The organism is Streptomyces sp. NPDC060049 (assembly GCF_042736715.1).
Taxonomy (GTDB): Bacteria; Actinomycetota; Actinomycetes; order Streptomycetales; family Streptomycetaceae; genus Streptomyces.
On the sequence record NZ_JBHWVV010000010.1, the window covers coordinates 337,457 to 363,820 of the forward strand.

The following is a 26,364-nucleotide window of genomic DNA, read 5'->3' on the forward strand; positions in this document are numbered from 1 at the left end:
TGGTCGGTGTCGTCGCCACAGCCACCACAATCCCGCCGACTCAAGGGATTACCGAGCGGTAGAGATGACGATTTCCGCCGAGCGTAAGACCATGGGAGGCGGCGAACCCCAAGGCACGACTCCCCCGACAGCGAAGGAACAGCGTGGCTTCCGCATCCGATCGCAATCCGATCATCATTGGTGGCCTGCCGAGTCAGGTCCCGGACTTCGATCCGGAAGAGACGCAGGAGTGGCTCGACTCGCTGGACGCCGCCGTCGACGAGCGGGGCCGCGAGCGCGCCCGCTACCTGATGCTGCGGCTGATCGAGCGGGCCCGCGAGAAGCGCGTGGCCGTGCCCGAGATGCGCTCCACGGACTACGTCAACACCATCGCCACCAAGGACGAGCCCTTCTTCCCCGGCAACGAGGAGATCGAGCGCAAGGTCCTCAACGCCACCCGGTGGAACGCGGCCGTCATGGTCTCGCGCGCCCAGCGCCCCGGTATCGGCGTCGGCGGCCACATCGCCACCTTCGCCTCCTCCGCCTCCCTCTACGACGTGGGCTTCAACCACTTCTTCCGGGGCAAGGACGAGGGCGACGGCGGCGACCAGATCTTCTTCCAGGGCCACGCCTCGCCCGGCATCTACGCCCGCGCCTACCTCCTGGACCGGCTCTCCGAGCAGCAGCTCGACGCGTTCCGGCAGGAGAAGTCGAAGGCTCCGTACGGCCTGTCCAGCTACCCGCACCCGCGGCTGATGCCGGACTTCTGGGAGTTCCCGACCGTCTCGATGGGCCTCGGTCCGCTCGGCGCGATCTACCAGGCCCGGATGAACCGGTACATGGAGGCGCGCGGGATCGCGGACACCTCCAAGTCCCACGTTTGGGCGTACCTCGGCGACGGCGAGATGGACGAGCCGGAGTCGCTCGGCCAGCTGTCCATCGCGGCCCGCGAGGGCCTGGACAACCTGACCTTCGTCGTCAACTGCAACCTGCAGCGCCTCGACGGCCCGGTCCGCGGCAACGGAAAGATCATGCAGGAGCTGGAGTCGCAGTTCCGCGGTGCCGGCTGGAACGTCATCAAGCTGATCTGGGACCGCTCCTGGGACCCGCTGCTGGCCCAGGACCGCGACGGCATCCTGGTCAACAAGCTGAACTCGACCCCCGACGGGCAGTTCCAGACGTACGCCACGGAATCCGGCGCGTACATCCGCGACCACTTCTTCGGCGGCGACCAGCGGCTGCGCGCGATGGTCGAGAACATGACCGACCAGCAGATCCAGCACCTGGGCCGCGGCGGTCACGACCACAAGAAGGTCTACGCGGCCTACGCGGCGGCCAAGGCCCACAAGGGCCAGCCGACCGTGATCCTGGCGCAGACGGTCAAGGGCTGGACCCTGGGCCCGAACTTCGAGGGCCGCAACGCGACCCACCAGATGAAGAAGCTGACGGCCGACGACCTCAAGCGCTTCCGCGACCGCCTGCACATCCCGATCACGGACGCCCAGCTGGAGGGCGGCGCGCCGCCGTACTACCACCCGGGCCGCAACTCCCCCGAGATCCAGTACATGCACGACCGCCGCAGCGCGCTCGGCGGCTACGTGCCGACCCGCGTGGTGCGCGCCAAGCCGCTGCAGCTGCCGGACGACAAGACGTACGCGGCCGCCAAGAAGGGCTCGGGCCAGCAGTCGATCGCCACCACCATGGCCTTCGTCCGCATCCTGAAGGACCTCATGCGGGACAAGGAGATCGGCAGGCGCTTCGTGCTGATCGCGCCCGACGAGTACCGCACCTTCGGCATGGACGCGTTCTTCCCGAGCGCCAAGATCTACAACCCGCTGGGCCAGCAGTACGAGGCGGTCGACCGCGACCTGCTGCTCGCGTACAAGGAGTCGCCGACCGGCCAGATGCTGCACGACGGCATCTCGGAGGCGGGCTGCACGGCCTCGCTGATCGCGGCCGGTTCGGCGTACGCGACGCACGGCGAGCCGCTGATCCCCGTCTACGTCTTCTACTCGATGTTCGGTTTCCAGCGCACGGGTGACCAGTTCTGGCAGATGGCCGACCAGCTGGCCCGCGGCTTCGTCCTCGGCGCGACCGCCGGCCGGACCACCCTGACGGGTGAGGGCCTGCAGCACGCCGACGGCCACTCGCAGCTGCTTGCGTCCACCAACCCGGGCTGTGTGGCGTACGACCCGGCGTACGGCTACGAGATCGCGCACATCGTCAAGGACGGCCTGCGGCGGATGTACGGGCCGGACGCCGAGGACGTCTTCTACTACCTGACCGTCTACAACGAGCCGATCCAGCACCCGGCCGAGCCGGCGGACGTCGACGTGGACGGCATCCTCAAGGGCATCCACCGGATCTCCACCGGGACCGCCGGCAGCGTCGGGGCGCAGATCATGGCCTCGGGCGTGGCGGTGCCGTGGGCGCTGGAGGCCCAGCGGATCCTGGCCGCCGACTGGAACGTCAAGGCGGACGTCTGGTCGGCGACCTCCTGGAACGAGCTGCGCCGCGACGCCATCGCGGTGGAGGAGCACAACCTGCTCCACCCGGAGGAGGAGCAGCGCGTCCCGTACGTGACGCGCAAGCTGTCCGGCGCGGAGGGTCCGTTCGTGGCGGTCTCCGACTGGATGCGGGCGGTCCCGGACCAGATCTCGCGCTGGGTGCCCGGCGCGTACACCTCGCTGGGCGCGGACGGCTTCGGCTTCGCGGACACGCGCGGTGCGGCCCGGCGGTTCTTCCACATCGACGCGCAGTCCGTGGTCCTCTCGGTGCTGACCGAGCTGGCCAGGGAAGGCAAGATCGACCGCTCGGCGCTGAAGCAGGCCATCGACCGGTACCAGCTGCTGGACGTCAGGGCGGCCGACCCGGGCGCTGCGGGCGGCGACGCCTGACGCTCCGGCGAACGAACGGGTGACGAGGGTGGGCCGGGCCGCTGGAGCGGCCCGGCCCACCCTCGTCGGTGCGGCGGGTCGAGGCCCCACCGGGGTCCGTCCCGCCTTATCCGTTCCTTACGATGCTCCGCATGAAGCAAACCTCCCGCCAGTCGCGGTGGGAGCGCCGGACGCAGACGCCTCTGCTGGTGCTCGCCCTCGGATTCGCCGTCGCCTACGCCGTCCCCATCGCCCTGCCCGACGCGAGTCCGGCCGTCCAGCGCGCCTGCAAGTACGCCGAGTGGGTCGTGTGGGGGGCTTTCGCAGCCGACTACCTGGTGCGGCTCGGCCTGTCGCCCGCGAGGAAGGCCTTCGTACGGACCCACTGGATGGACCTGGCGGCGGTGCTGCTGCCGATGATCCAGCCGCTGCGGCTGCTGCGCGTGGTCTCCACGCTGCTGCTGGTGGGCCGGAGGGCGCGGATGGCCCCGCAGATCCGGCTGACCACCTACGTGGCGGGCGCGGTGGTCGGACTGCTGATGTTCGGCTCGCTCGCCGTGCTGAGCGTGGAGCGGGACGCTCCCGGCGGCAACATCAAGAACCTGGGGGACGCCCTGTGGTGGTCGGTGACCACCATGACGACGGTGGGGTACGGGGACCACTCCCCCACCACCGGGCTCGGCCGGCTGCTGGCGGTGGGGCTGATGCTGTCGGGTATCGCGCTGCTGGGTGTGGTGACCGCCAACATCGCGGCCTGGTTCATCTCCCGTTTCGAGCGGGACGACATGGTGGAACGGGCCCAGACGGCGGCGATCGCCGAACTGACGGCGGAGGTACGGGCGCTGCGCGCGGAGGTCGCCCGCCTCGGCGCGGGCGAGGCCGGAGTCGGAGCCGCGGCCGCGGCAGGGGCCGGCTCCGGGACCCGAGGTGCCCGGGGCGCCGGGGCCGCCCCGGGCACGGAGGCGGACGTACCGGTCCAGGCGCCCGGGGCGGCTCCGGCGGCGGACGCCGTCAGCGCTCCCACACCTTGAATGCCCTGACCTGGTAGGGGGACTGGGGCAGCCACACCCCGTCGCCCGGGTACGTCTGGAACTCTCCGGTCTCGGCGCACTCGGCCGACTGGTAGGTGGTCACCGGGCGGCCGGTGCGGTTGACCAGGGACTGGGCGGTGGTGCCGGGCGGCAGCGCGGTGCAGCTGTTGATGTCGAGGGTGCTGAGCTCGTGGGTCTTGCGCGCCCCCTTGAACTCCGGCTTCGCCCACAGGCACAGCTGCCCGGTGGCGCAGGCCCCGGGCGTCGGCGGCCCGGAGACGAGGCCGGGGGCGTGGGCGGGGGTGTGGGCCGGGGTGTGGGCCGGGGCGAGACCCGGGGCCTGGGCCGGGGCGAGACCCGGGGCCTGGGCCGGGGCGAGGCCGGGGGCGTGGCCCGCCGCGTGGGCCGATCCCGCGGTGCCCGGGATCAGCAGGGTGGCGGCGAGGACGGCTGCCGTGGCGACGGCGCGCCCGGAAGAAGTGGTGCTCCACGTACGCATGACGGGTCAACTCCTGGTGGACTCACGGGCCCCGGACTAGTTCCGGAGCTCCGCCGACACCACGCTGACCTGCGGGGACGGGTCCGCGGAAGGGGCACGGGACGGGTCCACCCGGATAGGCGACAGGCCCGCCGGATCCCCCGGCGGGGCTGCGCCGGCCCCGGAGTTGACGCCTCCGCGGCCCGGTCCCGATCGGCCGCGGAGAGGCCGGACGGCGCCGGGGACGGCATGGACGCGGGCCGCGCCCGCTCCACCGCCGGTGGAGGCGGCGGCCGTCGCTGACACGAACGTGTCGTCGGGCGCCGGCCGTGACGGCCCGGCGGGGAGGACGGATACCCTGACCGCCCACTCCGCGTCAGAAAGGACCCCGTCGCCGTGATGACCGACCCGCGGCCCGCGCCGTCCGCGCCGACGGCCGGACTGCGCGAACGCAAGAAGCGGCGCACCCGCGACGCCCTGCTGCGCGCCGCGCTCCTCCTCTTCACCGCCCAGGGGTACGAGGAGACCACCGTCGACGAGATCACCGACGCGGTGGACGTCTCCCAGCGCACCTTCTTCCGGTACTTCGCGAACAAGGAGGAGGCCGCCTTCGCCGTCCAGGACCTGGTCGAATCGCACTTCGTCGCGGCGCTGCGCTCCCGGCCCCCGGGCGAGGGTCCCCTGGAGGCGATGCGCGCGGCCGTGCTGGCCGCCTGGGACACGGTCGAGGAGGCCATCTCGGACCTGGTCCCGGTCGACCTGTACATGCGCAGCTACCGGCTCATCGAGTCCACTCCGGCCCTGCTCGCCGTGCACCTGCGCCGCTCCACCGAGCTGGAGGAGCGGATCGCCCGGCTGGTCGCCGAGCGGGAGGGCCTGGACGTGGACGCCGATCCGCGGCCCCGGGTGGCCGTCGCCGCGTTCACGGGAGTGATGCGGGTCACCGGCCGGCTCTGGGGGCAGGGCGAGGACATCAGCGTCGACACGATCCGGCGGATGACCGTCGGCTACCTGGACCAGATCGGACCGGCGCTGGCCGCGGACTGGCGCCGTCCCGGCTGACCGGAGGCGGGTACGCCCTTCCCGGCTGACCGGCGGCGGCCCGGGTCGCGCGCCGGCCTCCTCACAGCCCGTACGCGACCCGTACGCGGCCCGTGCGCGATCCGCGCCCGCGACCGCGCCCGGCTCCTCCACGGCCGGCGGTGACTCCGGTCACCCTGCGCGCCACTGCCGGGGGCGGTCTCCTACGCTGAGCGCAGTGAACCTGCCCGGCCCCGTCCTTACCCCCGCGTCCGACGCTCTCGCGCGCCCGGCCGCCCTGCGCACCCTGCTCGCGCTGGCGGTGGTCTTCCTCATGCTCGCGACCACCGGCTGGACGTCGGTGTACCGGCCCGAGGGCGGGGTGTCCGCGCGCGGGGCGGCGCTCGTCTCCTGGGCCCAGGCGCGCTTCGGCGGCCGGGCGCTGCCCGCGGCCGACGCCCCCGCGGGGACGGTCGCGCACTTCTTCGCGAGCCTGGACGGCGCGCAGCGCGCCCGGCTCGCCGAGGCCCACCCGCTCGTGGTCGGCAGCCTCGACGGCGCTCCCGTCACCACCCGCTACCGGGCCAACCGGATCGCCCTGCAGCAGGCCGCGCGCGTCGAGGAGGCCCGTCGCAGCGACGTCTCGCTGGCCCCCGCCGACCGTGCCACGGCCGCGCGGCGCGCCCACCGCTTCGAGTCCCTCTCCGAGGCGGGCCGGCAGATCCTGACCTTCGACCCCACCGGCGGGGGTCTCGTCGCCGAGGTCTTCGGCGATCTCGACGCGGCCCGGCGGGTCTCGGTGATCGTCCCCGGCGTCGACACGGACGTGCTCACCTTCGAGCGCACCGAGCGGCGGCTGACCGCCCCCGTCGGCATGGCGGAGGCCTTGTACGGGGCCGAGCGCGCGGCCTCGCCGGCGAGCCGGACGGCCGTCATCGCCTGGGCCGGCTACACCGCCCCGACGGGAGTCGGCATGGACGCGGCGACGGGGCGGCTGGCCGTGGACGGCGCGGCCAGGCTGCGCACGCTGACCGCCGCGCTGCCCGGGAGTTCCAGCGTGGCGCTGTTCTGCCACAGCTACGGCTCCGTGGTGTGCGGGGTCGCCGCGGACGAGCTGCCCGCCCGGGTCACGGACATCGTGGTGGCGGGCAGCCCGGGGATGCGGGCCGACAGTGCCCGGGAGCTGGGCACTTCGGCGCGGGTGTGGTCGATGCGGGACTCCGGCGACTGGATCGCCGACGTGCCGCACCTGGAGTTCGGCGGCCTGGGCCACGGCGCGGACCCGGTCGCTCCGGGGTTCGGCGCGCGCGTGCTGTCGGCGGCCGGGGCCAAGAGCCACACCGGCTATTTCGAGCCAGGGACCGCCTCGTTGGACAACTTCGCCGACATCGGAACCGGTGCGTTCGGTTCCACTGTGTGCGCTACCGGGGACGACACGTGCCGACGCGGAATATCCCGCCCGGACGGTTCCTGACCTACCCGGACGACCCGAAATCGGACCTCACAGCGGGGGGACGCACGGGGGTGAGTCCCTTTACGATGTGCCGCATGGGTGACGTACTGGCCGGAAACCATGCCGTCTGGGAGTTCGACCGCACCACGGACTCGATGCTCATCCGCTTCGCACGGGGGATGCGGACGCCCAGGCTCTGGCACGCCCTGGGCGAACGCCGGATCCCCCTCGAAGCGTTGTCAGAGCTGAGTCTGACCGTAGGACGGCGGGACACCGTCGTGCTGCGCGCCTGCCCGCGGCCGGGCGCGGATCCCCTCATGGAGGCCGCGGCGGGGCAGCTGAGAGAGGTGTGCGATCCGTACCGGCTGGTGCTTCCGGGCCGGGAGCGGGCGCGGGCCGCGGCCTTCGCGCAGGCCCTGCGCGAACGGCTGGGCCCCGCCGGGCCCGCCGACCGCTTCCTGGTCGGAGCGCCCGAGCCGCCGCTCGCCCTGAAGGCGTCCGACGCCCGTCTCGCCTTCGACGGAGGCGCCGTCGCCTTCCAGTGGTCCCGTACGGGGGCCACGAGCACCAAGTGGAAGGCGGGAGACCAGCACTATCCGCTGGCCACGCTGACCGGCGTCGCCTGGCACTCCCCGGACCGTCCCGGGGGCCACCTGCGCCTGTCGGTCCGTGACGCCCCGGGCGATCCGCGCCCGGACCACGACCTCTCCTCGGCGGTGTTCGGCGTGGGCTACGGGCCCGTGCACGAGTCCTTGCCGTTCGCGGCCTCCGTGCTGGCCGCGCTGCGCGGCCGCACCCCGGTCGCCTCCGTGCCGGCGCCCCGCCCGAGCGGCCGGCTGCGCCACCTCAGCGAGCTGCACGGCGCGGGCCTGCTCACGGACGCGGAGTACGCCGCCCTGTGCGACCGCTTCGCCGCGGAGGCGTAGCCCTCCGGGTCGCGGGGCTCCGGCCGCGCCCGGAGCCTTCCGGGTCAGCGGGTCTCGCGGGCCGCCGAGGTGGAGGACATGTCCGGGTAGCGGTCGCCCGCGACCTTGGCCGCGATGGGTTCCAGCAGCGCCAGCTCGGCGTCCGTCAGGACGATCCGGGTCGCCGCCGTGTTCTCCGCGAGCCGCTCCGGCCTGCGCGTGCCGGGGATCGGGACCACCGTCAGCCCGTGCACCGCCGCCCGCTGCTGCACCCACGCCAGCGCGATCTGTCCCGGCGTGGCCTCCCGCGCCGCCGCGATCTCCCGTACCGGCGCCAGCAGCGAGGCGTTCGCCCTCGCGTTGTCGCCCGTGAAGCGGGGCTGGTACTGCCGGTAGTCGCCGGCCGTCAGCTCGGTCGTCGCGTCCGTGAACGCGCCGGTCAGGAAGCCGCGACCGAGCGGGGAGTACGGCACGAGGGCCACGCCGAGGTCCGCCGCCGCGCCCACCGCGCTGCGCTCCACGTCCCGGCTGAAGAGCGACCACTCGGACTGGAGCGCCGCGATCGGGTGCACGGCGTGCGCCTCGCGCAGCTCGGCTCCGGTCACCTCGCTCAGCCCGAGGTGGCGCACCTTCCCCTCCCGGACCAACTCCGCCATCGCGCCCACCGATTCGGCGAACGGGACGGCCGGATCGTGCCGGTGCATGTAGTACAGGTCGATCACCTCTGTGCCGAGCCTGCGCAGGCTGTGCTCCACCGCCTGCCGGACGTACGCCGCGTCGTTGCGGATCCCCCGGTACACAGGGTCGTCGGTGCGCTCGATGGCGAACTTCGTGGCGAGGGTGATCTCCTCGCGGTGCGCGGCCACGAACGGGGCGAGGAACTCCTCGTTCGCGCCCCGCCCGTAGACGTCGGCGGTGTCGAAGAGGGTGACCCCGGCGGCCAGCGCCGCGTCGAGGGTCCGGCGGGCGACCGCCTCGTCCGTGTCCCCGTAGAACTCGCTCATGCCCATGCAGCCGAGGCCCTGGACGCCCACCAGCGGGCCGCCCTTGCCCAGTTCCGCCTTCTCGATCCTCACGGTGTCCTCCGTCATGTCCGGTCCGCCTGTTCCGCGACGGCGCGCATCGCATACATGTCGATCTTGTAGTCCAGTACGGCGAGCGCGTCGCCCAGCTCCGTGATCCGCGCCCGTACCTCGCGGCGCGTCCGCTCCAGCAGTTCGCGCCGCTGTTCGACCGTGTGCGCGCCCTCGCGGACCAGCTCGGCGTAGCGGACCATGTCCGCCACCGACATGCCGGTGGCGCGCAGCTTGCCCACGAAGGCCAGCCAGTCGAGGTCCTTGTCGCTGAAGCGCCGCTGGCCCGAGTGCGAGCGGTCCACGTGCGGCATGAGGCCGATCCGCTCGTACCAGCGCAAAGTGTGCTGGGTCAGACCGGTCCGGGCTTCGACCTCGCTGATCGTGTAGCGCGTCTGCGTCTGCGTCTGCGTCAGGCTCATGGCCCCCACGCTAAAACCTTGGAGTGCACTCCAAGCAAGTAGGCTCGGCCGCATGGAGAGCATGCAGAGTCTGCGGACCATCGAGAACTGGCCGGTTCCGACCGCCGCGGCCGCCGTCGTCCGCGCCGACGGGACCGTACTGGGCGCCCACGGCCCGGTGGACCACCGCTTCGCCCTGGCCTCCGTCACCAAGCCGCTCGCCGCCTACGCCGCCCTCGTCGCCTACGAGGAGGGCGCGATCGAGCTGGACGAGCCGGCCGGCCCCGAGGGCTCCACCGTCCGCCACCTGCTCGCGCACACCAGCGGCCTGGCCTTCGACGAGCACCGCGTGACCTCCCCGCCCGGGCAGCGCCGCCTGTACTCGAACGCCGGTTTCGAAGTGCTCGGCGACCACATCGCCAAGGCCACCGGAATCCCCTTCGCCGAATACCTGCACCAGGCCGTCTTCGAGCCGCTGGGCATGGCGTCGAGCGGCCTGGACGGCTCCCCCGCCAAGGACGGCGTCTCCACGGTCGGCGACCTCGTGCGCTTCGCGGCCGAACTCCAACAGCCCCGGCTGCTGGACGTGCGCACCGTCGCCGAGGCCACCGCCGTGGTCCACCCGGGCCTCAAGGGCGTCCTGCCGGGCTACGGCCACCAGTCCCCCAACGACTGGGGCCTGGGGCTGGAGATCCGCGACGGGAAGGCCCCGCACTGGACGGGTTCGAACTCCTCGCCGCGCACCTTCGGGCACTTCGGGCAGGCCGGAACCTTCCTGTGGGTCGACCCGGACGCGCGCGCCGCGTGCGTGGCCCTGACCGACCGCCCCTTCGGCCCCTGGGCCGTGGAGGCCTGGCCCGCGTTCACGGACGCGGTGCTCGCCGACCTCGGCAGGATCTAGGCCGTCCCTTTCGGATCTTGCCGGGCCCGCGGTGTCCGGCTCGGCCGACAAGATCCGAAAGAGACGACCTAGGGAAGCTCCCAGATCAGCAGCTCGCCCGGGGACCCTGCGACGAGCTCCAGGTCCGGCTCGCCCGTGATCCGCAGCGAATCGCCGGGGCCGACCTCCTCGCCCTCCTCGCCGTCCAGGCGCAGGTCTCCCCGGACGACGTGCACGTACACGCGCTCGGCCACCGGCACGGCGACCCGCTCGCCCGCGCCCGGACGCCGTACGTGCAGGACGGCCCCGGCCGCCGGCACCGCGTACGGCGTGCTGTCGGCGATGCCCCTGACCAGGGAGTACGAGGGCTCCCCGGCCGAGTCGAGCGGCGCGAGCCACATCTGGACGAAGCGCAGCGGCCCGGGCCCGTCATTGCGCTCGATGTGGAGGGTGCCGGACGCGGCGCCGAGGTGCTGTACGTCGCCCGGCCGGACCACGGAGGCGGCGCCCGTGCCGTCGCGATGGGTGAGCTCGCCCTCGGCGACCCAGGTCACGATCTCGGTGTGGCTGTGGGGGTGCTCGTCGAAGCCCGCGCCGGGGGCGAGGATCTCCTCGTTGCACGCCATGACCGGGCCGAAGCGCAGGTTGTCCGGGTGGTAGTGCTGCCCGAAGGAGAAGGCGTGCCGGGTGGCGATCCCGGCCCGCGGGTCCCCGCCCTCGTACCGGTCGGCGCCTCGGCGTACATCAATCATGAGGGCCACGGTAGCCCCCGAACCGGGCGCTGCCCGCGGTACCGGACGCCGCGCGCTCTTCCCGATAAGGCAGTCTTGTCCCGTGCCCCAACCCGAACGTGAGCATTCCCCCGCGATCCATTCCGCGCATCCGGCTCCCGCCCACCCGCATACCGCGACCCTGCGGCGGCTCGAGAAGTCCTCCGGTCGGCTCGCCGCCAACGCGATCGCGCGCATGGACGAGACCCTGCCGTGGTACCGGGCGATGCCCCCGGAGAACCGGTCCTGGATCGGCCTGGTCGCCCAGGCAGGCATCGCCGCGTTCACCGAGTGGTTCCGGCACCCGGAGACCCCGCAGGCGATCTCCACCGACGTCTTCGGCACGGCTCCGCGCGAGCTGACCCGGGCGATCACGCTGCGCCAGACCGTCGAGATGGTGCGGACCACGATCGAGGTCATGGAGGCCGCGATCGACGAGGTCGCCGCGCCGGGTGACGAGTCGATCCTGCGCGAGGCGCTGCTGGTCTACGCCCGGGAGATCGCCTTCGCGACCGCGCAGGTGTACGCGCAGGCCGCGGAGGCGCGCGGTGCGTGGGACGCCCGGCTGGAGTCGCTGGTCGTCAACGCGGTGCTCTCCGGCGAGGCCGACGAGGGCGCCCTGTCCCGGGCGGCGGCGCTCGGCTGGAACTCGCCGGACCACGTGTGCGTGGTGCTGGGCACCGCGCCCGAGGGCGACAGCGAGCTGACGGTCGAGGCGATCCGGCGCGCGGCCCGCCACCACAAGCTGCAGGTCCTCACCGGTGTGCTCGGCGACCGGCTCGTGGTCATCGCGGGCGGCAGCGACAATCCGATGCAGGTCGCGAAGTCCTTGATCGGACCGTTCGCGGCGGGTCCCGTGGTGGCCGGCCCGGTCGTCCCGGACCTGTTGAACGCCACGAAGTCCGCGCAGGCCGCGGCCGCCGGACTCAAGGCCTGCACGGCCTGGCAGGACGCGCCGCGGCCGGTGCTGGCGGACGATCTCCTGCCCGAACGCGCGATCGCCTCGGACCCTTCGGCCCGCGAGCAGCTGGTGGAGGAGATCTACAGACCGCTGGAGGAGGCCGGTTCGGCGCTCCTGGAGACGCTCAGCGTCTACCTGGAGCAGGCGAGCAGCCTCGAAGGCGCAGCTCGGATGCTGTTCGTGCACCCGAACACCGTGCGCTACCGGCTGCGACGTGTGACCGACGTCACCGGCTGGTCGCCCTCAGATGTCCGTTCCGCGTTCACTCTGCGAATCGCCCTGATCCTCGGGCGTCTGGCCGACGGCGATCCGCAGTCCTAGACTTTTGTCGGACATCAACAATTACCCCGAAGGTTCTTCGTCCCTGTCCCCACGGGCGGCGCGGACCGAACACAAGAGAGAGTGTGAGGGTGCTCGTACTCGTCGCTCCCGGCCAAGGCGCACAGACGCCCGGCTTCCTGACTCCCTGGCTCGAACTGCCCGGCGCCGCTGACCGCGTCGCCGGCTGGTCGGACGCCATCGGGCTCGACCTTGCCCACTACGGCACGAAGGCCGACGCGGACGAGATCCGCGACACGGCCGTGGCGCAGCCCCTGCTGGTTGCCGCCGGTCTGCTTTCCGCGTCCGAGCTGGGCGCACGCACCTCCTTCGGTGCCGTCGCGGGCCACAGCGTCGGCGAGATCACCGCCGCCGCCTACGCCGGCGTGCTGTCCGACACGGACGCGCTGTCCTTCGTACGCACCCGGGGGCTCGGCATGGCCGAGGCCGCGGCGATCACCGCGACGGGCATGGCGGCGGTCCTCGGCGGTGAGCCCGACATCGTCGTGGCTCACCTGGAGAAGCTGGGTCTGACCCCGGCGAACGTCAACGGCGCGGGCCAGATCGTCGCCGCGGGGACCATGGAGCAGATCGCGGCCCTGGAGGCCGAGAAGCCCGAGGGTTCCATGAAGGTCGTCGCCCTCAAGGTCGCGGGCGCCTTCCACACGCACCACATGGCTCCGGCGGTCGCCGGCCTGGAGAAGGCCGCCTCGGCCCTCGCTCCGGCCGATCCGGCGCTGAAGTACGTATCGAACAAGGATGGTCAGGTCGTGACCACGGGCGCCGACGTCGTCGCCCGGCTGGTCGGCCAGGTGGCCAATCCGGTCCGCTGGGACCTGTGCATGGAGACGTTCGCCGCACTGGGCGTCACGGGGATCATCGAGCTGTCCCCCGGTGGCACCCTGACGGGTCTGGCCAAGCGCGCGCTGAAGGGCGTACCGAGCGTGGCCCTGCGGACCCCGGACGATCTCGAAAAGGCCGCGGCGCTCGTCGCCGAGCACGCGGCCTGAGAGAAGGAGCCCACACAGCATGTCGAAGATCAAGCCTGGCAAGGGCTCCCCGTACGCCCGCATCCTCGGTGTGGGCGGATACCGTCCTGTCCGCGTGGTGCCCAACGACGTCATCCTCGAGACGATCGACTCGTCCGACGAGTGGATCCGCTCCCGTTCCGGCATCGCGACGCGGCACTGGGCGTCGCCCCAGGAGACCGTCGCCGCGATGTCGGTGGAGGCCTCCGGCAAGGCGCTGGCCGCGGCCGGGATCGCCCCGGAGAAGATCGACGCCGTGATCGTCTCGACGGTCTCGCACTTCAAGCAGACCCCGGCGGTCGCGACGGAGATCGCGCACCGCGTCGGCGCGGGCAAGCCCGCCGCGTTCGACATCTCCGCGGGCTGCGCCGGTTTCGGCTACGGTCTGACCCTGGCCAAGGGCCTGGTGGTGGAGGGTTCCGCGGAGTACGTCCTCGTCATCGGCGTGGAGCGGCTCTCGGACCTCACCGACCTGGAGGACCGCGCGACGGCCTTCCTGTTCGGCGACGGAGCGGGCGCCGTGGTCGTCGGTCCCTCGGACGAGCCGGCCATCGGCCCCACGGTGTGGGGTTCGGAGGGCGACAAGTCGGAGACCATCAAGCAGACCGTGCCGTGGGACGAGTACCGCAGCACGGACAGCGCCGAGAAGTTTCCGGCCATCACGCAGGAGGGTCAGGCGGTCTTCCGCTGGGCCGTCTTCGAGATGGCCAAGGTGGCCCAGCAGGCGCTCGACGCAGCCGGGATCACCGCCGATGACCTGGACGTCTTCATCCCGCACCAGGCAAACATGCGGATCATCGACTCGATGGTGAAGACTCTGAAGCTGCCGGAGCACGTCACGGTCGCCCGCGACGTCGAAACCACCGGCAACACCTCGGCCGCCTCGATCCCGCTCGCTATGGAGCGGCTCCTGGCGACCGGAGCGGCGAAGAGCGGCGACACCGCGCTCGTCATCGGCTTCGGGGCGGGACTCGTCTACGCCGCGACGGTCGTTACCCTCCCTTAGGTCCGGGATCCCTTTCCCGTCCCTGTTCCACCCAGTACCCCAGTACCCAATGAAGGAGCGCCACATGGCCTACACCCAGGACGAGATCGTCGAAGGTCTCGCCGAGATCGTCAACGAGATCGCCGGCATCCCGACCGAGGACGTCCAGCTCGAGAAGTCCTTCACCGACGACCTGGACGTCGACTCGCTGTCCATGGTCGAGGTCGTCGTCGCCGCCGAAGAGCGCTTCGAGGTGAAGATCCCGGACGAGGACGTCAAGGGTCTCAAGACCGTCGGCGACGCCGCGAGCTACATCCTCAAGCACCAGGCCTGAGCCTGACGAGCGTTTGTCGCCACCTGGCGGTGGCGCCGTGACAATTCAGCACCCCCTGAGACGTGGAGAAAGAATTCCTGTGAGCCCGACCAATCGCACCGTGGTCGTCACCGGTATCGGCGCAACCACTCCGCTGGGTGGCGACAGCGCTTCGACCTGGGAAGGTCTGCTTGCCGGCCGTTCCGGCGTAAAGCCCCTCGAGGGTGAGCGCTTCGCCGAACTCCCGGTTCGTATCGCCGCCCCGGCCGCCGTGGACCCGAGCGAGGTCCTGCCCCGTCCGCTGGCCCGCAAGCTGGACCGCTCGGCCCAGTTCGCGATCATCGCGGCCCGCGAGGCGTGGGCCGACGCCGGTTACACCGCTCCGGCGGGCGAGGACGCGGCCATCGCGCCCGAGCGCCTGGGCACCGTCATCGCCTCCGGCATCGGCGGCGTGACCACCCTGCTCGACCAGTACGACGTACTGAAGGAGAAGGGCGTGCGCCGGGTCTCCCCGCACACCGTCCCCATGCTCATGCCCAACGGCCCCTCGGCCAACGTAGGCCTGGAGGTCAACGCCCGTGCGGGCGTGCACACTCCGGTCAGCGCCTGCGCCTCCGGCGCCGAGGCCATCGGCTACGCCGTCGAGATGATCCGCAGCGGCCGTGCCGACGTGGTCGTCGCGGGCGGCACCGAGGCGGCGATCCACCCGCTGCCCATCGCCGCGTTCGCCAACATGATGGCGATGTCCAAGAACAACGAGCACCCCGAGCAGGCCTCGCGCCCCTACGACAAGGGCCGCGACGGCTTCGTCCTCGGCGAGGGCGCCGGCGTCGTGATCCTGGAGTCGGCGGAGCACGCCGCCGCGCGTGGCGCCCGGGTCTACTGCGAGGTGCTCGGCCAGGGCCTGTCCGCGGACAGCCACCACATCGCGCAGCCGGAGCCCACCGGCCGCGGTGTCGCGGCCGCCGTGCAGAACCTGCTCGACAACACGGGCCTCGACCCGGCCGAGCTGGTCCACCTGAACGCGCACGCCACGTCCACCCCGCAGGGTGACACGGCCGAGCTGAAGGCCCTGCGCAAGGTGCTGGGCGACGACCTCGACCACATCGCCATCTCGGCCACCAAGTCGATGACCGGTCACCTCCTGGGTGGTGCGGGCGGCATCGAGACCGTGGCGACGGTGCTGGCGCTGTACCACCGCTTCGCCCCGCCGACGATCAACGTCGACGAGCTGGACGACGACATCGACGCGGACATCGTGCGCGGCGAGCCCCGCAAGCTCCCGGCCGACGGTTCGATCTCCGCGATCAACAACTCCTTCGGTTTCGGCGGCCACAACGTCACGCTGGCGTTCCGCAGCGTCTGACGGATGCACATGCGAAAGGCCCACCCGGGTGATTCCGGGTGGGCCTTTCGCATGCGCCGCGCTCAGACGACCTGGTGGAGCCAGCGGACCGGCGCGCCCTCGCCCGCGTAGCGGAAGGGTTCGAGTTCGTCGTCCCAGGGTTTGCCGAGCAGTTTGGCGATCTCCGCCTCCAGGTCGGTCTCGCCGCGCGAGGACCGGGCGAGGGCGGCGCGCAGCCGGTCCTCGGGGATCAGGATGTCGCCGTGCATGCCGGTGACGGCGTGGAAGATGCCGAGCTGCGGGGTGGAGCTGTAGCGCTCGCCCTCGGCCGTCGGGCAGGGTTCCGCGGTCACTTCGAAGCGGAGCAGGTGCCAGCCTCTCAGGGCGGAGGCGAGTTTGGAGGCGGTGCCCGCCTCGGCCTGCCAGGAGAACTCGGCTCTCCAGGTGCCCGGGGCGGCGGGCTGACGGATCCAGTCGAGGTTCACCCGCACCCCGAGCACCCCCGCAACAGCCCATTCCACGTGCGGGCAGAGCGCACGCGGTGCGGAATGCACGTACAGGACTCCACGTGTCGTCACCGGGACCTCCAGTGTGGGACGAGGTCGGGAATAAACTCCAGAAAACGGACAGTATGTGACGTGATGTAATGTAACGGAAATTATTTGACATTGCGTTGCGGGACTTGCGGCCGAAACGCCACGGGAAAAAGCTACCGTGCGCCGGGGGTCGTGGTGTGACGTACGGTCGCTCCCAGACCCGTCATCACAGAGCATTCACTCAGCAGGACGCCCCCGAAGGACGCGGGGCAACGAAGGAGGGATCCCCCGCATGCGCACCCCCGCTCCGCGCCGCCGAGCGCGCAGGACGCGTCCGGGCGCGGGCGCGATGGCCGCCCTCGTCGTGGCGGCGGGCGCGCTCGGCGGGTGTTCGGCGGACGGGAACGAGCCGGCGGGCGAGCGGGGGGCGCAGGCCGCGCCCCGGTGGAACACCGCTCCCACCTCGGTCGCCGCCGTCGGCGACTCCATCACACGCGGGTTCGACGCCTGTTCGGTGCTGGCCGACTGCCCGGAGGTCTCCTGGGCGACCGGCGGGGACCCCCAGGTCCGCTCGCTGGCCGCCCGGCTGCTCGGGGAGGCCGAGGCGCCCGCCCGCAGCTGGAACTACGCGGTGACCGGATCCCGGATGGCCGACCTGCCGGGGCAGCTGGCTTCGGCGGCCGTACACAAGCCCGGCCTGGTCACGGTGATGGTGGGCTCGAACGACGCCTGCCGGCCGTCGGCTTCGTCGATGACCACGGCGGCCGCCTTCCGTGACGGATTCGAGGAGGCGCTCGCCGCTCTGCGGGCCGCCTCGCCCGCCTCGCAGGTGTACGTCTCCAGCGTCCCGGACCTCCTGCGGCTGTGGGAGCAGGGCAAGGACGACCCGATGGTGCGGCGGATCTGGAAGCTCGGCATCTGCCAGTCGATGCTCGCCGAGCCCACCTCCGAGGCCGCCGGGGCGACCGCCCGGCGCGAGCAGGTGCGGGCCCGCGTGGTCGAGTACAACGAGGTGCTGCGCGAGGTCTGCGCGAAGGACCCGCTGTGCCGCTACGACGGCGGCGCGGTCTTCCAGTACCCCTTCTCGACGGAGCAGTTGAGCCGCTGGGACTGGTTCCACCCGGGCAGGGACGGGCAGGCGCGGCTCGCGGAACTGGCGCACCGACAGGTGACCTCCGTCGAGCCCCCACGTTGACGCCGTGAAACCTGTGGGACCGGGGGCGGGTGTCAGGGCCCGCCCCCGGTCCGGCTCTCCATTCACCGCGGCACAGGTGTTTTCCGGCCATTACAGGTCGAGGGTCGCCGTCAGCCGGGTGTCGCCGTGCGAACGGCTCGCGCGGACCTCGTAGCCGCCGCCGATCCGCTGCCAGGCGCGGGAGTCCTCGTCCCAGACCTCGAAGGCGCGCCCGGGCAGGGCGATCTCCACGTCGACGCTCTCGCCGGCCCCGGCGCTCACGCTCGCGAAGCCGGCCAGCCAGCTGGCCGGACGCTCGACGGTCGCGTTCGCCGCGCCGCCGGACGCGGTGGCGACGGGCGCCAGGTAGACCTGGACGGTCTCGCGGCCCGGCCGGGTGCCGGTGTTGGTGACCCGGACCGTCACGGCCGACGGGGTGGCCTCCAGGGACTCGTACACCCAGTCCGTGTAGCCGAGGCCGTGGCCGAAGGGGAAGGCGGGGGCGATGCCGTGCTTCTCGTACGCCCGGTAGCCGATGTAGAGCCCCTCCCGGTACTCGAGGCGCCCCTCGGCCGGGACGACCTCGGTGACCGGCGCGTCCGCGAGCTCCGCGGGCCAGGTGGTGGGCAGCCGCCCGCCCGGCTCCGCGTCACCGAGGAGCACGTCGGCCAGCGCGGCCCCGCCCTCCTGCCCGGGGAACCAGGTCAGCAGGACGGCGGCGACCTCCTCGCGCCACGGGAGTTCCACCGGGGAACCGGCGTTGACGACCACCACGGTGTTCGGGTTGACGGCGGCGACGGCCCGGACCAGGTCGTCCTGGCGGCCCGGGAGGGCGAGGTCCCTGCGGTCGAAGCCCTCGGACTCCACCCGCTCGGTGGTGGCGACGACCACCACGGCGGTGTCCGCGGAGCGCGCCGCCTCGACGGCCTCGGCGATGAGCTCGTCGGCGGAGCGCCGCGGGCCGAGGTGCAGGAGGGAGAACATGATCGCCTTGAGCGGCAGGGCGGTCATGTCGGGGACCTGGTAGGTCAGCGAGACCTCGACGGCCTCGCCCTCGGCGAGGGTGACCCGGGCCCGTTCGCTGGGGGCGCCGAAGAAGGCCTCGAAGGGGTCCGCCTCGTTGCCCATCGCCTGGACGCCCTCCCAGCGGACCTCCCCGCCGACGGCGAGGGTGAAGGCGCCGAGCCCGCGGGTGCCGAAGGCGTGCTCGCCGCTCTCGCGCGGGACGTACGTACCGACGACCTCGATGCTCGCCATCGTCCCGTAGCCGGCGCCCTCGGGCAGGTCGTCACCGATCCACTGGACCTGGCCGGTCGGCAGCGAGCCCGTGCCGAGGACGGCGCCGGAGGCGTCGCGGCAGATCGCGCGGAGCTCGAAGCCCTTGTCGGCGGGGGTGAGTTCGTCGCTGGGGTCGGCACCGACGGTGAAGGTCAGGGAGCCTTCGGGCAGGGCGGCGGTCAGGCCGTCCAGCGGGGAGACGATCCGCTCGGGGAAGACGGTGGCGGAGCCGCCGCCGAGGACGCGGGCGTCGCGGGCGGCGGCGCCGATGAGGGCGACGGTGCGGCCGGCGGAGGCATCGAGCGGCAGGGCCCGCCTTTCGTCGGACACGGTCCCGCCGGACACGGTCTCGTTGCGGACGAGGACGAAGCCGCGGGCGGCGATCTCACGGGCCAGTGCCTGGCCGTCGATCGGGGCCGGGACCTCGCCGACGACGGCGGGCGCGCCGTCCAGGATGCCGACGCGGGCGGCCAGGCGCAGGACGTTGCGCACGGCTTCGTCGACGGCGGACTCCGGGACCCCGCCGGCGCGGACGGCGTCGGCGAGCGGGGCGCCGTAGACGGTGACGGGGCCGGGCATGGCCACGTCGAGGCCGCCGAGGATGTCGCCGGTGGTGGAGCGGGCGGCCATCCAGTCGGAGACGTTGTACCCGTCGAAGCCCCACTCGGCGCGCAGGACCTCGTTCACGAGGTGGGTGTGCTCGGTCATCGTCACGCCGTTGACCCGGTTGTAGGCCGTCATGATGCCCCAGGGGCGGGCGTTGGCGACGATGGCCTCGAAGGGCGCGAGGTACAGCTCGCGCAGCGGGCGCGGGGCGATGACGCTGTCGACGGTGAACCGCTCGGTCTCGGCGTCGTTGCCGACGAAGTGCTTGACGGTGGTGGCGACCCCGCCGTCCTGGACGCCGTTCACGTAGCCGCTGCCGACCGCGCCGGTCAGGAACGGGTCCTCGGAGTAGCACTCGAAGTGCCGGCCGCCGAGCGGGGAGCGGTGCAGGTTGACGGTGGGTGCGAGGAGGACGTGGACGCCCTTGCGGCGGGCCTCCTGGGCGAGGAGGCGACCGGCCCGGCGGGCGAGCGCGGGGTCCCACGCGGCGGCGAGCGCGGTCGGCGAGGGCAGCGCGATGGAGGGGTCGTCGGCGGTCCAGCGCACGCCGCGCACCCCGATGGGGCCGTCGGACATGACCAGGGAACGCAGGCCGATCTCGGGGACGGCGGGCAGCGACCACATGTCCTGGCCGGCCAGCAGCCGGGTCTTGGTGTCGAGATCCAGCTTGCCCAGCGCCGCCTCTACGACGTCGTTGCGGACCTGATCGGCATCGGTCACGGCCATGCCTCCTCGTTGGGTGCGGGTACGCGAGCCGCCGTGCGGGGCGGCCGCGCGGTGCGGCAGGCCCCATCGTGGACCGTCTACCTGTAGATCGGTAGGGTTCGTAATCTGTTCGTGATACAAGATGCCGTACGGTCCTGCTGGCAGGCTGAGCGGAAGGGGCGTCGCGGTGATGGCCAGGGCGAGAAGTGAGGAACGGCGCGGGGAGATCGTGCGCGCGGCCGTCGAGGTCATCGCGGAACGCGGCTACCGCGGCGCTTCGCTGGGTACGGTCGCCGAGCGCGTGGGCCTGACCCAGCAGGGGCTGCTCCACTACTTCCCGACCAAGGAGGCGCTGCTGGTCGCCGTCTTGGAGGAACGCGACCGCTGGGACACCGGCGGCGGCAGCCGCGCCTCGGCCGGCACGTGGCGCCTGGACCTGCTGGCCTCGCTGGTGGACTACAACGCCATGCGCCCGGGCATCGTGCAGACCTTCTCGGCGCTGCTCGGCGAGAGCGTCACCGACGGCCACCCCGCGCGGGAGTTCTTCACCGAGCGGTACGCGCAGGTGCGCGGGGAGATGGCCGCGATGCTGCGCGCCGAGTTCGGCGAACGCCTCCCCTCGGGCCTCAGCCCCGAGGAGGCCGCCCCCCTGCTGGCCGCCGTGATGGACGGGCTCCAGTACCAGTGGCTGCTCGCCCCGGAATCCCTCGACATGCCCGCCGCCTTCCGGGCCTTCCTCACCCTGCTGCAGGGCCCGGCGGCCTGACCCCGGCCCCGCTTCGGCCGCCGCCTACGACCGCGAACACCGCGGGCACGCTGGCATGCTGGGCACGTGAAGATCGCTGCCGCGCAGATGACCTGCGCCCCCGCCGACGTGCCCGCCAACGCCGAGCGCGCGGCCGTGCTCGCCGCACGGGCCCGGGAGGAGGGCGCCGAGCTGGTGCTGTTCCCCGAGTTCACCCTGACCGGGTACGAACTGCCCGCGCTCGCCGCCGACCCCGGACTCTGGGTGACGGGGCCCGAGGATCCGCGGCTCGACCCCGTCCGGTCCGCCGGGATCGCCACCGCCGTCAACGTCGCGCTGCGCGGGGACGGCCCCCGGCCCCTCATCGCGACCCTGGTGCACGACGCGACGGGCGCCCACGTGACGACGTACGCCAAGCGGCACCTCTTCCGCCAGGAGCAGGAGGTCTTCGCGGCGGGCTCGCTCCCGGGCCGGTTCGAACTCGGCGGCATCCGCTTCTCGCTGGGCATCTGCTACGACAACCACTTCGCGGACGTGCCCGGCGCGGGCGCGGCGGCCGGCTGCCGGGTGCACCTGGCGAGCTCGCTCTACGGAACGGGCGACGGCGTCGGCGAGCGCGCCGCGGTCCACCCCGGGATCGCCCGGGACCACGGGATGTACGTGATCCTCGCCAACCACGTCGGACCGGCGGGGCCGTGGACGGGTTGCGGCGGCGCGGCCGTGTGGGCGCCGGGCGGCACGCTGATGGCCGAGGCCGACGACCGCACGCCGTCGGTGGCCGTGGCGGACGTCCCGGCCGGTGTCCCGGCTCGGGCCCGCGCCTGAGGGAGGCGTCCGGTGGACGCTCTCCGGCGGCGCGGGCCCGCGCGGTTCAGTGGACCGGTGTCACCCGGGCGCGGGGACCGGATTCCGTGTCCGTGCCGGTCCCCGCGCCCGGTCCGGTCGCGCTGTCGGTGCCGGTGCCCGCGTCCACGCCGGTACCGCTGTCCGTGCCGGTCCCGTGCGGGCCGGCGGCCAGGCCGGGCGCGTCGGGCAGGCGGTCCCTCATCAGCACCGGCACCACCAGGGCGAGCGCCGCCAGCGTGTACACGCCGGTCCACAGCACCCAGCCACCGGGCGGGGCCCAGTGCGCCCCGGTCGGCAGCCAGGAGCCCTTGACCCCGACGGCGAAGCGGCGCAGCACCCAGAAGAACGCCGCCGCGTTCGCCAGGGCGAGGCCGGCCGCGGCGAACCCGACCAGCCTGCGTACGGGGAAGCCCTTCTCCGGCATCCGGCTCGCGCAGATCAGCACCGCCATCAGCGGCAGACCCACGGCGAAGGGCAGCAGGTAGCGGCCCTGCCACACCATGCCGATCTTCTCCGCCTGCGAAGCCTGCGCGGCCACCGGCACCGCCACGATCGCCACCAGCATGCCGAGCAGCGCCACCGCTTCCCGCTTGCGGCCGTACACCAGTCCCAGCCCGGTGATCACCGCGAGCACGGCGAGCCAGACGTACCAGGTGAAGCCCGGCGCCGGGGTGTCCAGCCAGCCGAAGTAGCCGAGCATCTGGTGGACGTACATCTCGGTGTAGCCGAACGTCTTGCGGGCCGCTTCCGTCGTGGTGAGCCACCAGGGAACCTTGATGACCGAGTTGTCGGGGTGGGTCGACGCCCAGGCCAGCGCACCGGCCGTGGCCACGCCGAGCAGCCCCGTCCAGACCCACATCGCCTTGCGGCGGAGCACCGAGCGCAGCACGCCGCGCTGGGCCAGCAGCAGCCCGAAGAAGACCGCTCCCGCGAACCAGATCAGTCCGAGCGGCCGGATGTTGATCAGCACCAGGCCGCCGATGCCCACTCTGGCGAGCCTGCGGTTCAACAGCGCCGGATCGGGCGACATGAGGATCGACAACAGCGCCGTCCACACCAGGATTCCGGCGGCGATCTCACCGCCGCTGGGGTTGACCATGCCGGCCATGAAAAGGAGCATGGGCGTGGCCGCGGTGAAGACGCCGAGCAGGGCGAGCGAGCGTCCGCGCCGCCACTCGGCGGCCGTGACCACGGCGCCGGCCAGCAGCGCCGAGCACAACAGCGCCGACATCAGGCGCATGAGGTACAGCCCGCTCGGACCCTCGACCAGCAGGCTCGGCCAGCCGGTCAGCATGTAGTACGCCGGGTGGTAGCGGCCGGCCGCGGTGGGGACCTCGACGATCTTCCCGGAGTCGCCGAGAGCGGGCGCGCAGGAAGCGGGCGTGCCCGCGTGCCAGGCGTAGCACTCGTGGTGCTTGGGGAGCTCCTTGTACCACTCCGGGAGCTGCACGCCGGTCTCGGAGAACTCGCCCGGGATGCCTCCGACCACGTGCGGAACCATCACCTCGGTGCCGTTGATCTGCCCCCGGGCGACGGCCGCCGCCCGGATGAAGTGCGCGTGCTCGTCGGGGGAGGCCCCGAGGGGTGTGGCGGCGGACCAGGAGGCCGCGATGGTGAAGAAGAGGACGAAGCTGACGGCCCAGAGCCTCTTGGGGGTCCGGGCCGACCAGTCGGCCAGCCGCGTCAATGCGGAGATCATGTCGTCCTCGTGATCATCGGATGTAGGTCAGCCACGTCTGGTCGCCGTCCGTGGAGCACTTGTGCTCGGGGGCGAACTTCGGACATTTGCCGTTTTGCTGGCGGATGGTGTGGGACACGTAGGGCAGGATCCGGTAGGTGCCGTCCTGGGCCGGCATGTACCGGTCGGCCATCGAGGACGAAACCGTACCGAGCAGGAGCAGCAGGGCGCACAGGGTTCCGATGACGGCGCCCTCGCGGCCCGGGAAGCCCCGGCCCGTGGGAGCCGTGTCCGTGCCCGTATTCGTGCCCGTACTCGTGTCCGCGGCCACGCCCGTGCCCGTGCCCGTGTCCGCGGTGCGCCGTTCGGCCAGCCGCCCCGAGACGAGGTGGGCCACGAGCGCGGCCAGGATCAGGCCGCAGTAGAGCAGCTGGTTGTTGGTGCGGGTGTAGAGCTGGACCGTCTGCGTCTCGTACATGTGCGAGGCGATGTACATCCGCATCATCCACGCGGATATGAACATCGCGGCGATGGTGACCACGAGCGGCTTGCGCAGGCCGAGCCAGATCGCGACGCCCAGACAGACGAAGGTCACGATGGCGAACAGTCCGACCCCGCCGAACTCCCCGGGCAGCGGCCAGTCGCCGACCGCGCCCGGCATGTCCGTGCGCCACATCAGGTAGTACGCCGGGTCGGTGAAGTTGTCGAAGCGGAAGTTGAAGTCCTTGGTGGTCTGCCCCTCGGTCAGCATGACCACCAGGTACTGCCCGGCCACCACCATGAAGGCCGCCACGGCGGCGCCCATGAAGGCGGCGCCCTTGAGCCGGCCGGTCTTCCACGGGAAGTACAGGACGGCGGCGAACAACACGCCGGCCGCGCTCCACAGGAACCAGCCCGAGTAGGTGAGGAAGAGCACGCCCAGCAACGCGCCGAAGCCGGCGGCCTTGAGCAGGAGCGGCCGCCAGTTCTCGGTGCCGCTGCGGCGCAGCGCCACCACCATGGCCACCAGGACCGGAATGAGCACGGCAAGGACCGTCTGGGCGTACGGCTTGTACGCGTCGATCAGCGCGAAGGCCGGGACGACGCCGAAGGCGAGCGCCCGGAGCGGGCTGAGCAGCATCCGCCAGGCGAAGTACACGAGCGGCCCGAAGGCGGCGGCTCCGAGGATCTGGAGGTCCTTGAAGGCGTATGCGGTGTTCCCGCCGTGGAACCACTCGGCGTAGTACCCGAGGGTGTAGAGGGGTGCGGGCGGGTAGACCGGGGAGCCCGACGGCTGGCCGTTGGCCACCGCGTGGGCCCACTCGACGATCCGGCCGCTGTCGCCGTTGAGGCCGAACATCGGCCACGGCGTGCCGTGGAGCGCGAGCACCGCGCCGGCCGCGACGAACCCGCTGGCCAGACCCGCGAGGCCGGCCGCCGAGACCCGGGTGGCCAGGTCGAAGTGGCGGCCACCGCGCAGCCGCATCGCCAGCACCACGGCGGCGATCAGCAGCAGGCCGAGCAGCGCGAACCGGAACTGGATCGCAGCGAGGCCGCTGACCTGCGCTATGCGGTCCAGCGGGTCGAGCTCGAAGCCGAGCGTTAGCAGCGGGAGGGCGAGTGCGCCGACGGAGGCGACGACCGCTTCCAGCAGCAGCAGCGCGCCGCGGGAGCGAAGGAGGCGGCCCGGGCCCACGGGCGCCGACCCCTCGGTACTGACTGTCACTGAAAAATGTCCCTACTGCTGGTCGGCGGTCCTCGGTCCTGCGGACGGAACTGCTGGTCGGCGGTCCTCGGCCCTGCGGACGGTCGTTTCTCAGCAAGCCACTGTCCGGCTCGGGCCCCGAACGACCGGTGCTCCGGACAAGGACGCGGACTCAAGGACGGTGTGGGACAGCTTTGACTCTTGCCACCGCTCATACTATCGGGTGGCGCAGGAGGGTACGGGAGCCCGTGAGCCCGCCCCCCGCGGTCGGCGCGACCCGGGAACTCCTCGGCGAAACAGGTCCCGGCGCGGCCGCGAAGGACCCCGCGACGCCCAGCACCGAGCCGATCAGTCCCTACCTGGACCTGATGCGGGAGCGGCTGACGGCCGACCCGCAGGCCCACGGCCGGGAGGACACGACCGGGGTGATCACCCTACTGCGGCGCTGACTCCTGCGCCCGGTCGGCGCCCTGCCCGTGCTCCTGCTCGTGCTCCTGCTCCTCGTCCGCCCCCACGAGGTCCCTGGCCATCAGGGTGGCCCCGGCCACCGCGCCCGGCATGAGGAAAACGGCGACGAGCGGCACCAGGAAGGCCAGCACCAGCGGCACTCCGAAGCCGATCGCCAGCGCCCGGCGCGAGCGCAGAAGCGCCAGCTGCTCGGGGAGCTCCAGCCGGCGGCGCATCAGGGCGACGGAGGTGAGCTCCTGGGTCAGGAAGAAGCCGGAGACACAGAATCCGAGGGCCGGCACCACGGTCTGTCCGAGCACCGGGACGAAGCCGAGCCCGAAGAGCAGGATCCCGAAGAGCAGTACCCGGCCGACGATCCGCAGGCTGTCCCGGGCGGAGATCCAGAGCTCTTGCCAGAGCGTGAGCCCCGACTCGGGGACCTCGCCGCCCTCGCTGCGGTCGACCTGTTCCGAGAGCGACTCGTAGAACGGCTGGCCCACGAGCAGGGTCACGGCCGTGAAGGTGATCACCGCGAGGAAGAGCCCGAGGCAGAAGACCAGGGCGGTGAGGAAGCCGCGGAAGAGCCCGAGCCACGGCGAGGACCAGCCCTCGGCGAAGGGGGTCGCCCACTCGGTCAGGTCGTCGGCGCCGTATCCGAGGCCGATGAGCACCCCGGCGTACAGGACCAGGGACACCAGGCCGGGCAGCAGACCGAAGCCCAGCCACCGTCCGTGCCGCAGTACCCATCGCTGTCCGGCCAGCAGATAGCCGAATCCCCCCGCAAGATCGCGCATGGAGCCAGTCTAAGGGCTGTCCCGCAATCCCCGGCGGGCCGCCGGGGATTGCGGG

Annotated in this window: 24 protein-coding genes; 15 read left to right on the forward strand and 9 right to left on the reverse strand. The window is 72.4% G+C overall.

Going from position 1 to position 26,364, the window contains the following annotated elements:
* Positions 1–143: 143 nt before the first annotated feature.
* Positions 144–2,876 carry a pyruvate dehydrogenase (acetyl-transferring), homodimeric type gene (aceE, locus tag ACFWBY_RS21230; protein ID WP_385345168.1) on the forward strand — a complete coding sequence of 911 codons (2,733 nt, stop codon included), beginning with the start codon at positions 144–146 and terminating at the stop codon, positions 2,874–2,876.
* A gap of 131 nt (positions 2,877–3,007) precedes the next feature.
* A complete protein-coding gene (locus ACFWBY_RS21235) occupies positions 3,008–3,886 on the forward strand; it encodes a potassium channel family protein (RefSeq protein WP_385409685.1) in 879 nt (292 codons plus the stop codon).
* On the opposite strand, the gene ACFWBY_RS21240 is transcribed toward ACFWBY_RS21235, so the two are convergent.
* Complete coding sequence (locus ACFWBY_RS21240; RefSeq protein WP_385343380.1) at positions 3,867–4,385, reverse strand: peptidase inhibitor family I36 protein; 519 nt, start codon at positions 4,383–4,385, stop codon at positions 3,867–3,869. The two genes, ACFWBY_RS21235 and ACFWBY_RS21240, sit on opposite strands and share 20 nt — an antisense overlap.
* A gap of 378 nt (positions 4,386–4,763) precedes the next feature.
* On the opposite strand from ACFWBY_RS21240, the gene ACFWBY_RS21245 reads away from it, so the two are divergent.
* The 3 genes from ACFWBY_RS21245 to ACFWBY_RS21255 all read left to right on the forward strand — a co-directional run bounded on the left by ACFWBY_RS21245 (position 4,764) and on the right by ACFWBY_RS21255 (position 7,763).
* A complete protein-coding gene (locus tag ACFWBY_RS21245; RefSeq protein WP_385343377.1) occupies positions 4,764–5,426 on the forward strand; it encodes a TetR family transcriptional regulator in 663 nt (220 codons plus the stop codon).
* Positions 5,427–5,718: 292 nt separating this feature from the next.
* The gene (locus tag ACFWBY_RS21250; RefSeq protein WP_385343388.1) at positions 5,719–6,858 is read left to right on the forward strand and encodes an alpha/beta hydrolase; all 1,140 of its coding nucleotides are present in this window, start codon (positions 5,719–5,721) and stop codon (positions 6,856–6,858) included.
* A gap of 74 nt (positions 6,859–6,932) precedes the next feature.
* Positions 6,933–7,763, forward strand: coding sequence for a DUF4429 domain-containing protein (locus ACFWBY_RS21255; RefSeq protein ID WP_385343374.1), 831 nt, complete (start codon positions 6,933–6,935; stop codon positions 7,761–7,763).
* Positions 7,764–7,807: 44 nt separating this feature from the next.
* Here the strand turns inward: ACFWBY_RS21255 and ACFWBY_RS21260 are convergent, their stop codons facing one another.
* A complete protein-coding gene (locus tag ACFWBY_RS21260; RefSeq protein ID WP_385343371.1) occupies positions 7,808–8,833 on the reverse strand; it encodes an aldo/keto reductase in 1,026 nt (341 codons plus the stop codon).
* Entirely contained in the window at positions 8,830–9,237 is a 408-nt protein-coding gene (locus tag ACFWBY_RS21265) for a MerR family transcriptional regulator (RefSeq protein WP_385343368.1), read from the reverse strand. The genes ACFWBY_RS21260 and ACFWBY_RS21265 overlap by 4 nt, the downstream gene beginning before the upstream one ends.
* A 61-nt stretch (positions 9,238–9,298) precedes the next feature.
* Here ACFWBY_RS21265 and ACFWBY_RS21270 point away from each other — a divergent pair, with 61 nt between their 5' ends.
* Positions 9,299–10,117, forward strand: a complete 819-nt coding sequence (locus ACFWBY_RS21270; RefSeq protein WP_385343385.1) for a serine hydrolase domain-containing protein — start codon at positions 9,299–9,301, stop codon at positions 10,115–10,117.
* A gap of 68 nt (positions 10,118–10,185) precedes the next feature.
* Here ACFWBY_RS21270 and ACFWBY_RS21275 read toward each other — a convergent pair whose 3' ends face one another.
* Positions 10,186–10,848 (reverse strand): pirin family protein, encoded by a 663-nt coding sequence (locus ACFWBY_RS21275; RefSeq protein WP_385343365.1) that lies wholly within the window; start codon positions 10,846–10,848, stop codon positions 10,186–10,188.
* An 82-nt stretch (positions 10,849–10,930) separates the two neighbouring features.
* Between ACFWBY_RS21275 and ACFWBY_RS21280 the strand changes: the two genes are divergently transcribed.
* From ACFWBY_RS21280 to fabF, 5 genes are all read left to right on the forward strand, one after another.
* Positions 10,931–12,148, forward strand: coding sequence for a PucR family transcriptional regulator (locus ACFWBY_RS21280; RefSeq protein WP_385343362.1), 1,218 nt, complete (start codon positions 10,931–10,933; stop codon positions 12,146–12,148).
* Positions 12,149–12,237: 89 nt separating this feature from the next.
* Positions 12,238–13,155 (forward strand): ACP S-malonyltransferase, encoded by a 918-nt coding sequence (locus ACFWBY_RS21285; protein WP_385343359.1) that lies wholly within the window; start codon positions 12,238–12,240, stop codon positions 13,153–13,155.
* 19 nt (positions 13,156–13,174) lie between these two features.
* Positions 13,175–14,179: a ketoacyl-ACP synthase III gene (locus tag ACFWBY_RS21290; protein ID WP_385343356.1), complete on the forward strand. Its 1,005-nt coding sequence runs from the start codon at positions 13,175–13,177 to the stop codon at positions 14,177–14,179.
* A 64-nt stretch (positions 14,180–14,243) separates the two neighbouring features.
* On the forward strand, positions 14,244–14,492 hold the full coding sequence (locus tag ACFWBY_RS21295) for an acyl carrier protein (RefSeq protein WP_214957148.1): 249 nt from the start codon (positions 14,244–14,246) through the stop codon (positions 14,490–14,492).
* Between the two features lie 79 nt (positions 14,493–14,571).
* The gene (gene fabF, locus ACFWBY_RS21300) at positions 14,572–15,837 is read left to right on the forward strand and encodes a beta-ketoacyl-ACP synthase II (protein ID WP_385343353.1); all 1,266 of its coding nucleotides are present in this window, start codon (positions 14,572–14,574) and stop codon (positions 15,835–15,837) included.
* 62 nt (positions 15,838–15,899) lie between these two features.
* On the opposite strand, the gene ACFWBY_RS21305 is transcribed toward fabF, so the two are convergent.
* Positions 15,900–16,394, reverse strand: a complete 495-nt coding sequence (locus tag ACFWBY_RS21305; RefSeq protein WP_385343350.1) for a DUF3145 domain-containing protein — start codon at positions 16,392–16,394, stop codon at positions 15,900–15,902.
* Positions 16,395–16,644: 250 nt separating this feature from the next.
* On the opposite strand from ACFWBY_RS21305, the gene ACFWBY_RS21310 reads away from it, so the two are divergent.
* Positions 16,645–17,547: a GDSL-type esterase/lipase family protein gene (locus ACFWBY_RS21310; RefSeq protein WP_385343347.1), complete on the forward strand. Its 903-nt coding sequence runs from the start codon at positions 16,645–16,647 to the stop codon at positions 17,545–17,547.
* Positions 17,548–17,637: 90 nt separating this feature from the next.
* Here ACFWBY_RS21310 and ACFWBY_RS21315 read toward each other — a convergent pair whose 3' ends face one another.
* Positions 17,638–20,136, reverse strand: a complete 2,499-nt coding sequence (locus ACFWBY_RS21315; protein ID WP_385343344.1) for a beta-glucosidase — start codon at positions 20,134–20,136, stop codon at positions 17,638–17,640.
* Positions 20,137–20,305: 169 nt separating this feature from the next.
* Between ACFWBY_RS21315 and ACFWBY_RS21320 the strand changes: the two genes are divergently transcribed.
* Together ACFWBY_RS21320 and ACFWBY_RS21325 are read left to right on the forward strand one after the other, a co-directional pair.
* Positions 20,306–20,881 carry a TetR/AcrR family transcriptional regulator gene (locus ACFWBY_RS21320; protein ID WP_385343342.1) on the forward strand — a complete coding sequence of 192 codons (576 nt, stop codon included), beginning with the start codon at positions 20,306–20,308 and terminating at the stop codon, positions 20,879–20,881.
* Positions 20,882–20,947: 66 nt separating this feature from the next.
* Positions 20,948–21,685 carry a carbon-nitrogen hydrolase family protein gene (locus tag ACFWBY_RS21325; RefSeq protein ID WP_385343339.1) on the forward strand — a complete coding sequence of 246 codons (738 nt, stop codon included), beginning with the start codon at positions 20,948–20,950 and terminating at the stop codon, positions 21,683–21,685.
* Between the two features lie 46 nt (positions 21,686–21,731).
* On the opposite strand, the gene ACFWBY_RS21330 is transcribed toward ACFWBY_RS21325, so the two are convergent.
* Entirely contained in the window at positions 21,732–23,405 is a 1,674-nt protein-coding gene (locus tag ACFWBY_RS21330; protein ID WP_385343336.1) for a DUF2142 domain-containing protein, read from the reverse strand.
* Positions 23,406–23,418: 13 nt separating this feature from the next.
* Positions 23,419–25,089 (reverse strand): hypothetical protein, encoded by a 1,671-nt coding sequence (locus tag ACFWBY_RS21335; protein ID WP_385343333.1) that lies wholly within the window; start codon positions 25,087–25,089, stop codon positions 23,419–23,421.
* Positions 25,090–25,316: 227 nt separating this feature from the next.
* On the opposite strand from ACFWBY_RS21335, the gene ACFWBY_RS21340 reads away from it, so the two are divergent.
* Positions 25,317–25,517, forward strand: coding sequence for a hypothetical protein (locus ACFWBY_RS21340; RefSeq protein WP_385343331.1), 201 nt, complete (start codon positions 25,317–25,319; stop codon positions 25,515–25,517).
* Here ACFWBY_RS21340 and ACFWBY_RS21345 read toward each other — a convergent pair.
* Entirely contained in the window at positions 25,503–26,309 is an 807-nt protein-coding gene (locus tag ACFWBY_RS21345) for an EI24 domain-containing protein (protein WP_385343328.1), read from the reverse strand. The two genes, ACFWBY_RS21340 and ACFWBY_RS21345, sit on opposite strands and share 15 nt — an antisense overlap.
* Positions 26,310–26,364: the final 55 nt, after the last annotated feature.

Bases quoted from the DNA above. Each gene is read 5' to 3' on its own strand.
- ACFWBY_RS21320 (WP_385343342.1), top strand. From the start codon at position 20,306: ATGGCCAGGGCGAGAAGTGAGGAACGGCGCGGGGAGATCGTGCGCGCG.
- ACFWBY_RS21255 (WP_385343374.1), top strand. From the start codon at position 6,933: ATGGGTGACGTACTGGCCGGAAACCATGCCGTCTGGGAGTTCGACCGC.
- ACFWBY_RS21250 (WP_385343388.1), top strand. From the start codon at position 5,719: ATGCTCGCGACCACCGGCTGGACGTCGGTGTACCGGCCCGAGGGCGGG.
- ACFWBY_RS21260 (WP_385343371.1), bottom strand. From the start codon at position 8,833: ATGACGGAGGACACCGTGAGGATCGAGAAGGCGGAACTGGGCAAGGGC.
- ACFWBY_RS21315 (WP_385343344.1), bottom strand. From the start codon at position 20,136: ATGGCCGTGACCGATGCCGATCAGGTCCGCAACGACGTCGTAGAGGCG.
- ACFWBY_RS21310 (WP_385343347.1), top strand. From the start codon at position 16,645: ATGCGCACCCCCGCTCCGCGCCGCCGAGCGCGCAGGACGCGTCCGGGC.
- ACFWBY_RS21290 (WP_385343356.1), top strand. From the start codon at position 13,175: ATGTCGAAGATCAAGCCTGGCAAGGGCTCCCCGTACGCCCGCATCCTC.
- ACFWBY_RS21270 (WP_385343385.1), top strand. From the start codon at position 9,299: ATGCAGAGTCTGCGGACCATCGAGAACTGGCCGGTTCCGACCGCCGCG.
- ACFWBY_RS21330 (WP_385343336.1), bottom strand. From the start codon at position 23,405: ATGATCTCCGCATTGACGCGGCTGGCCGACTGGTCGGCCCGGACCCCC.
- ACFWBY_RS21265 (WP_385343368.1), bottom strand. From the start codon at position 9,237: ATGAGCCTGACGCAGACGCAGACGCAGACGCGCTACACGATCAGCGAG.
- ACFWBY_RS21245 (WP_385343377.1), top strand. From the start codon at position 4,764: ATGACCGACCCGCGGCCCGCGCCGTCCGCGCCGACGGCCGGACTGCGC.
- ACFWBY_RS21235 (WP_385409685.1), top strand. From the start codon at position 3,008: ATGAAGCAAACCTCCCGCCAGTCGCGGTGGGAGCGCCGGACGCAGACG.
- ACFWBY_RS21275 (WP_385343365.1), bottom strand. From the start codon at position 10,848: ATGATTGATGTACGCCGAGGCGCCGACCGGTACGAGGGCGGGGACCCG.
- ACFWBY_RS21345 (WP_385343328.1), bottom strand. From the start codon at position 26,309: ATGCGCGATCTTGCGGGGGGATTCGGCTATCTGCTGGCCGGACAGCGA.
- ACFWBY_RS21295 (WP_214957148.1), top strand. From the start codon at position 14,244: ATGGCCTACACCCAGGACGAGATCGTCGAAGGTCTCGCCGAGATCGTC.
- ACFWBY_RS21240 (WP_385343380.1), bottom strand. From the start codon at position 4,385: ATGCGTACGTGGAGCACCACTTCTTCCGGGCGCGCCGTCGCCACGGCA.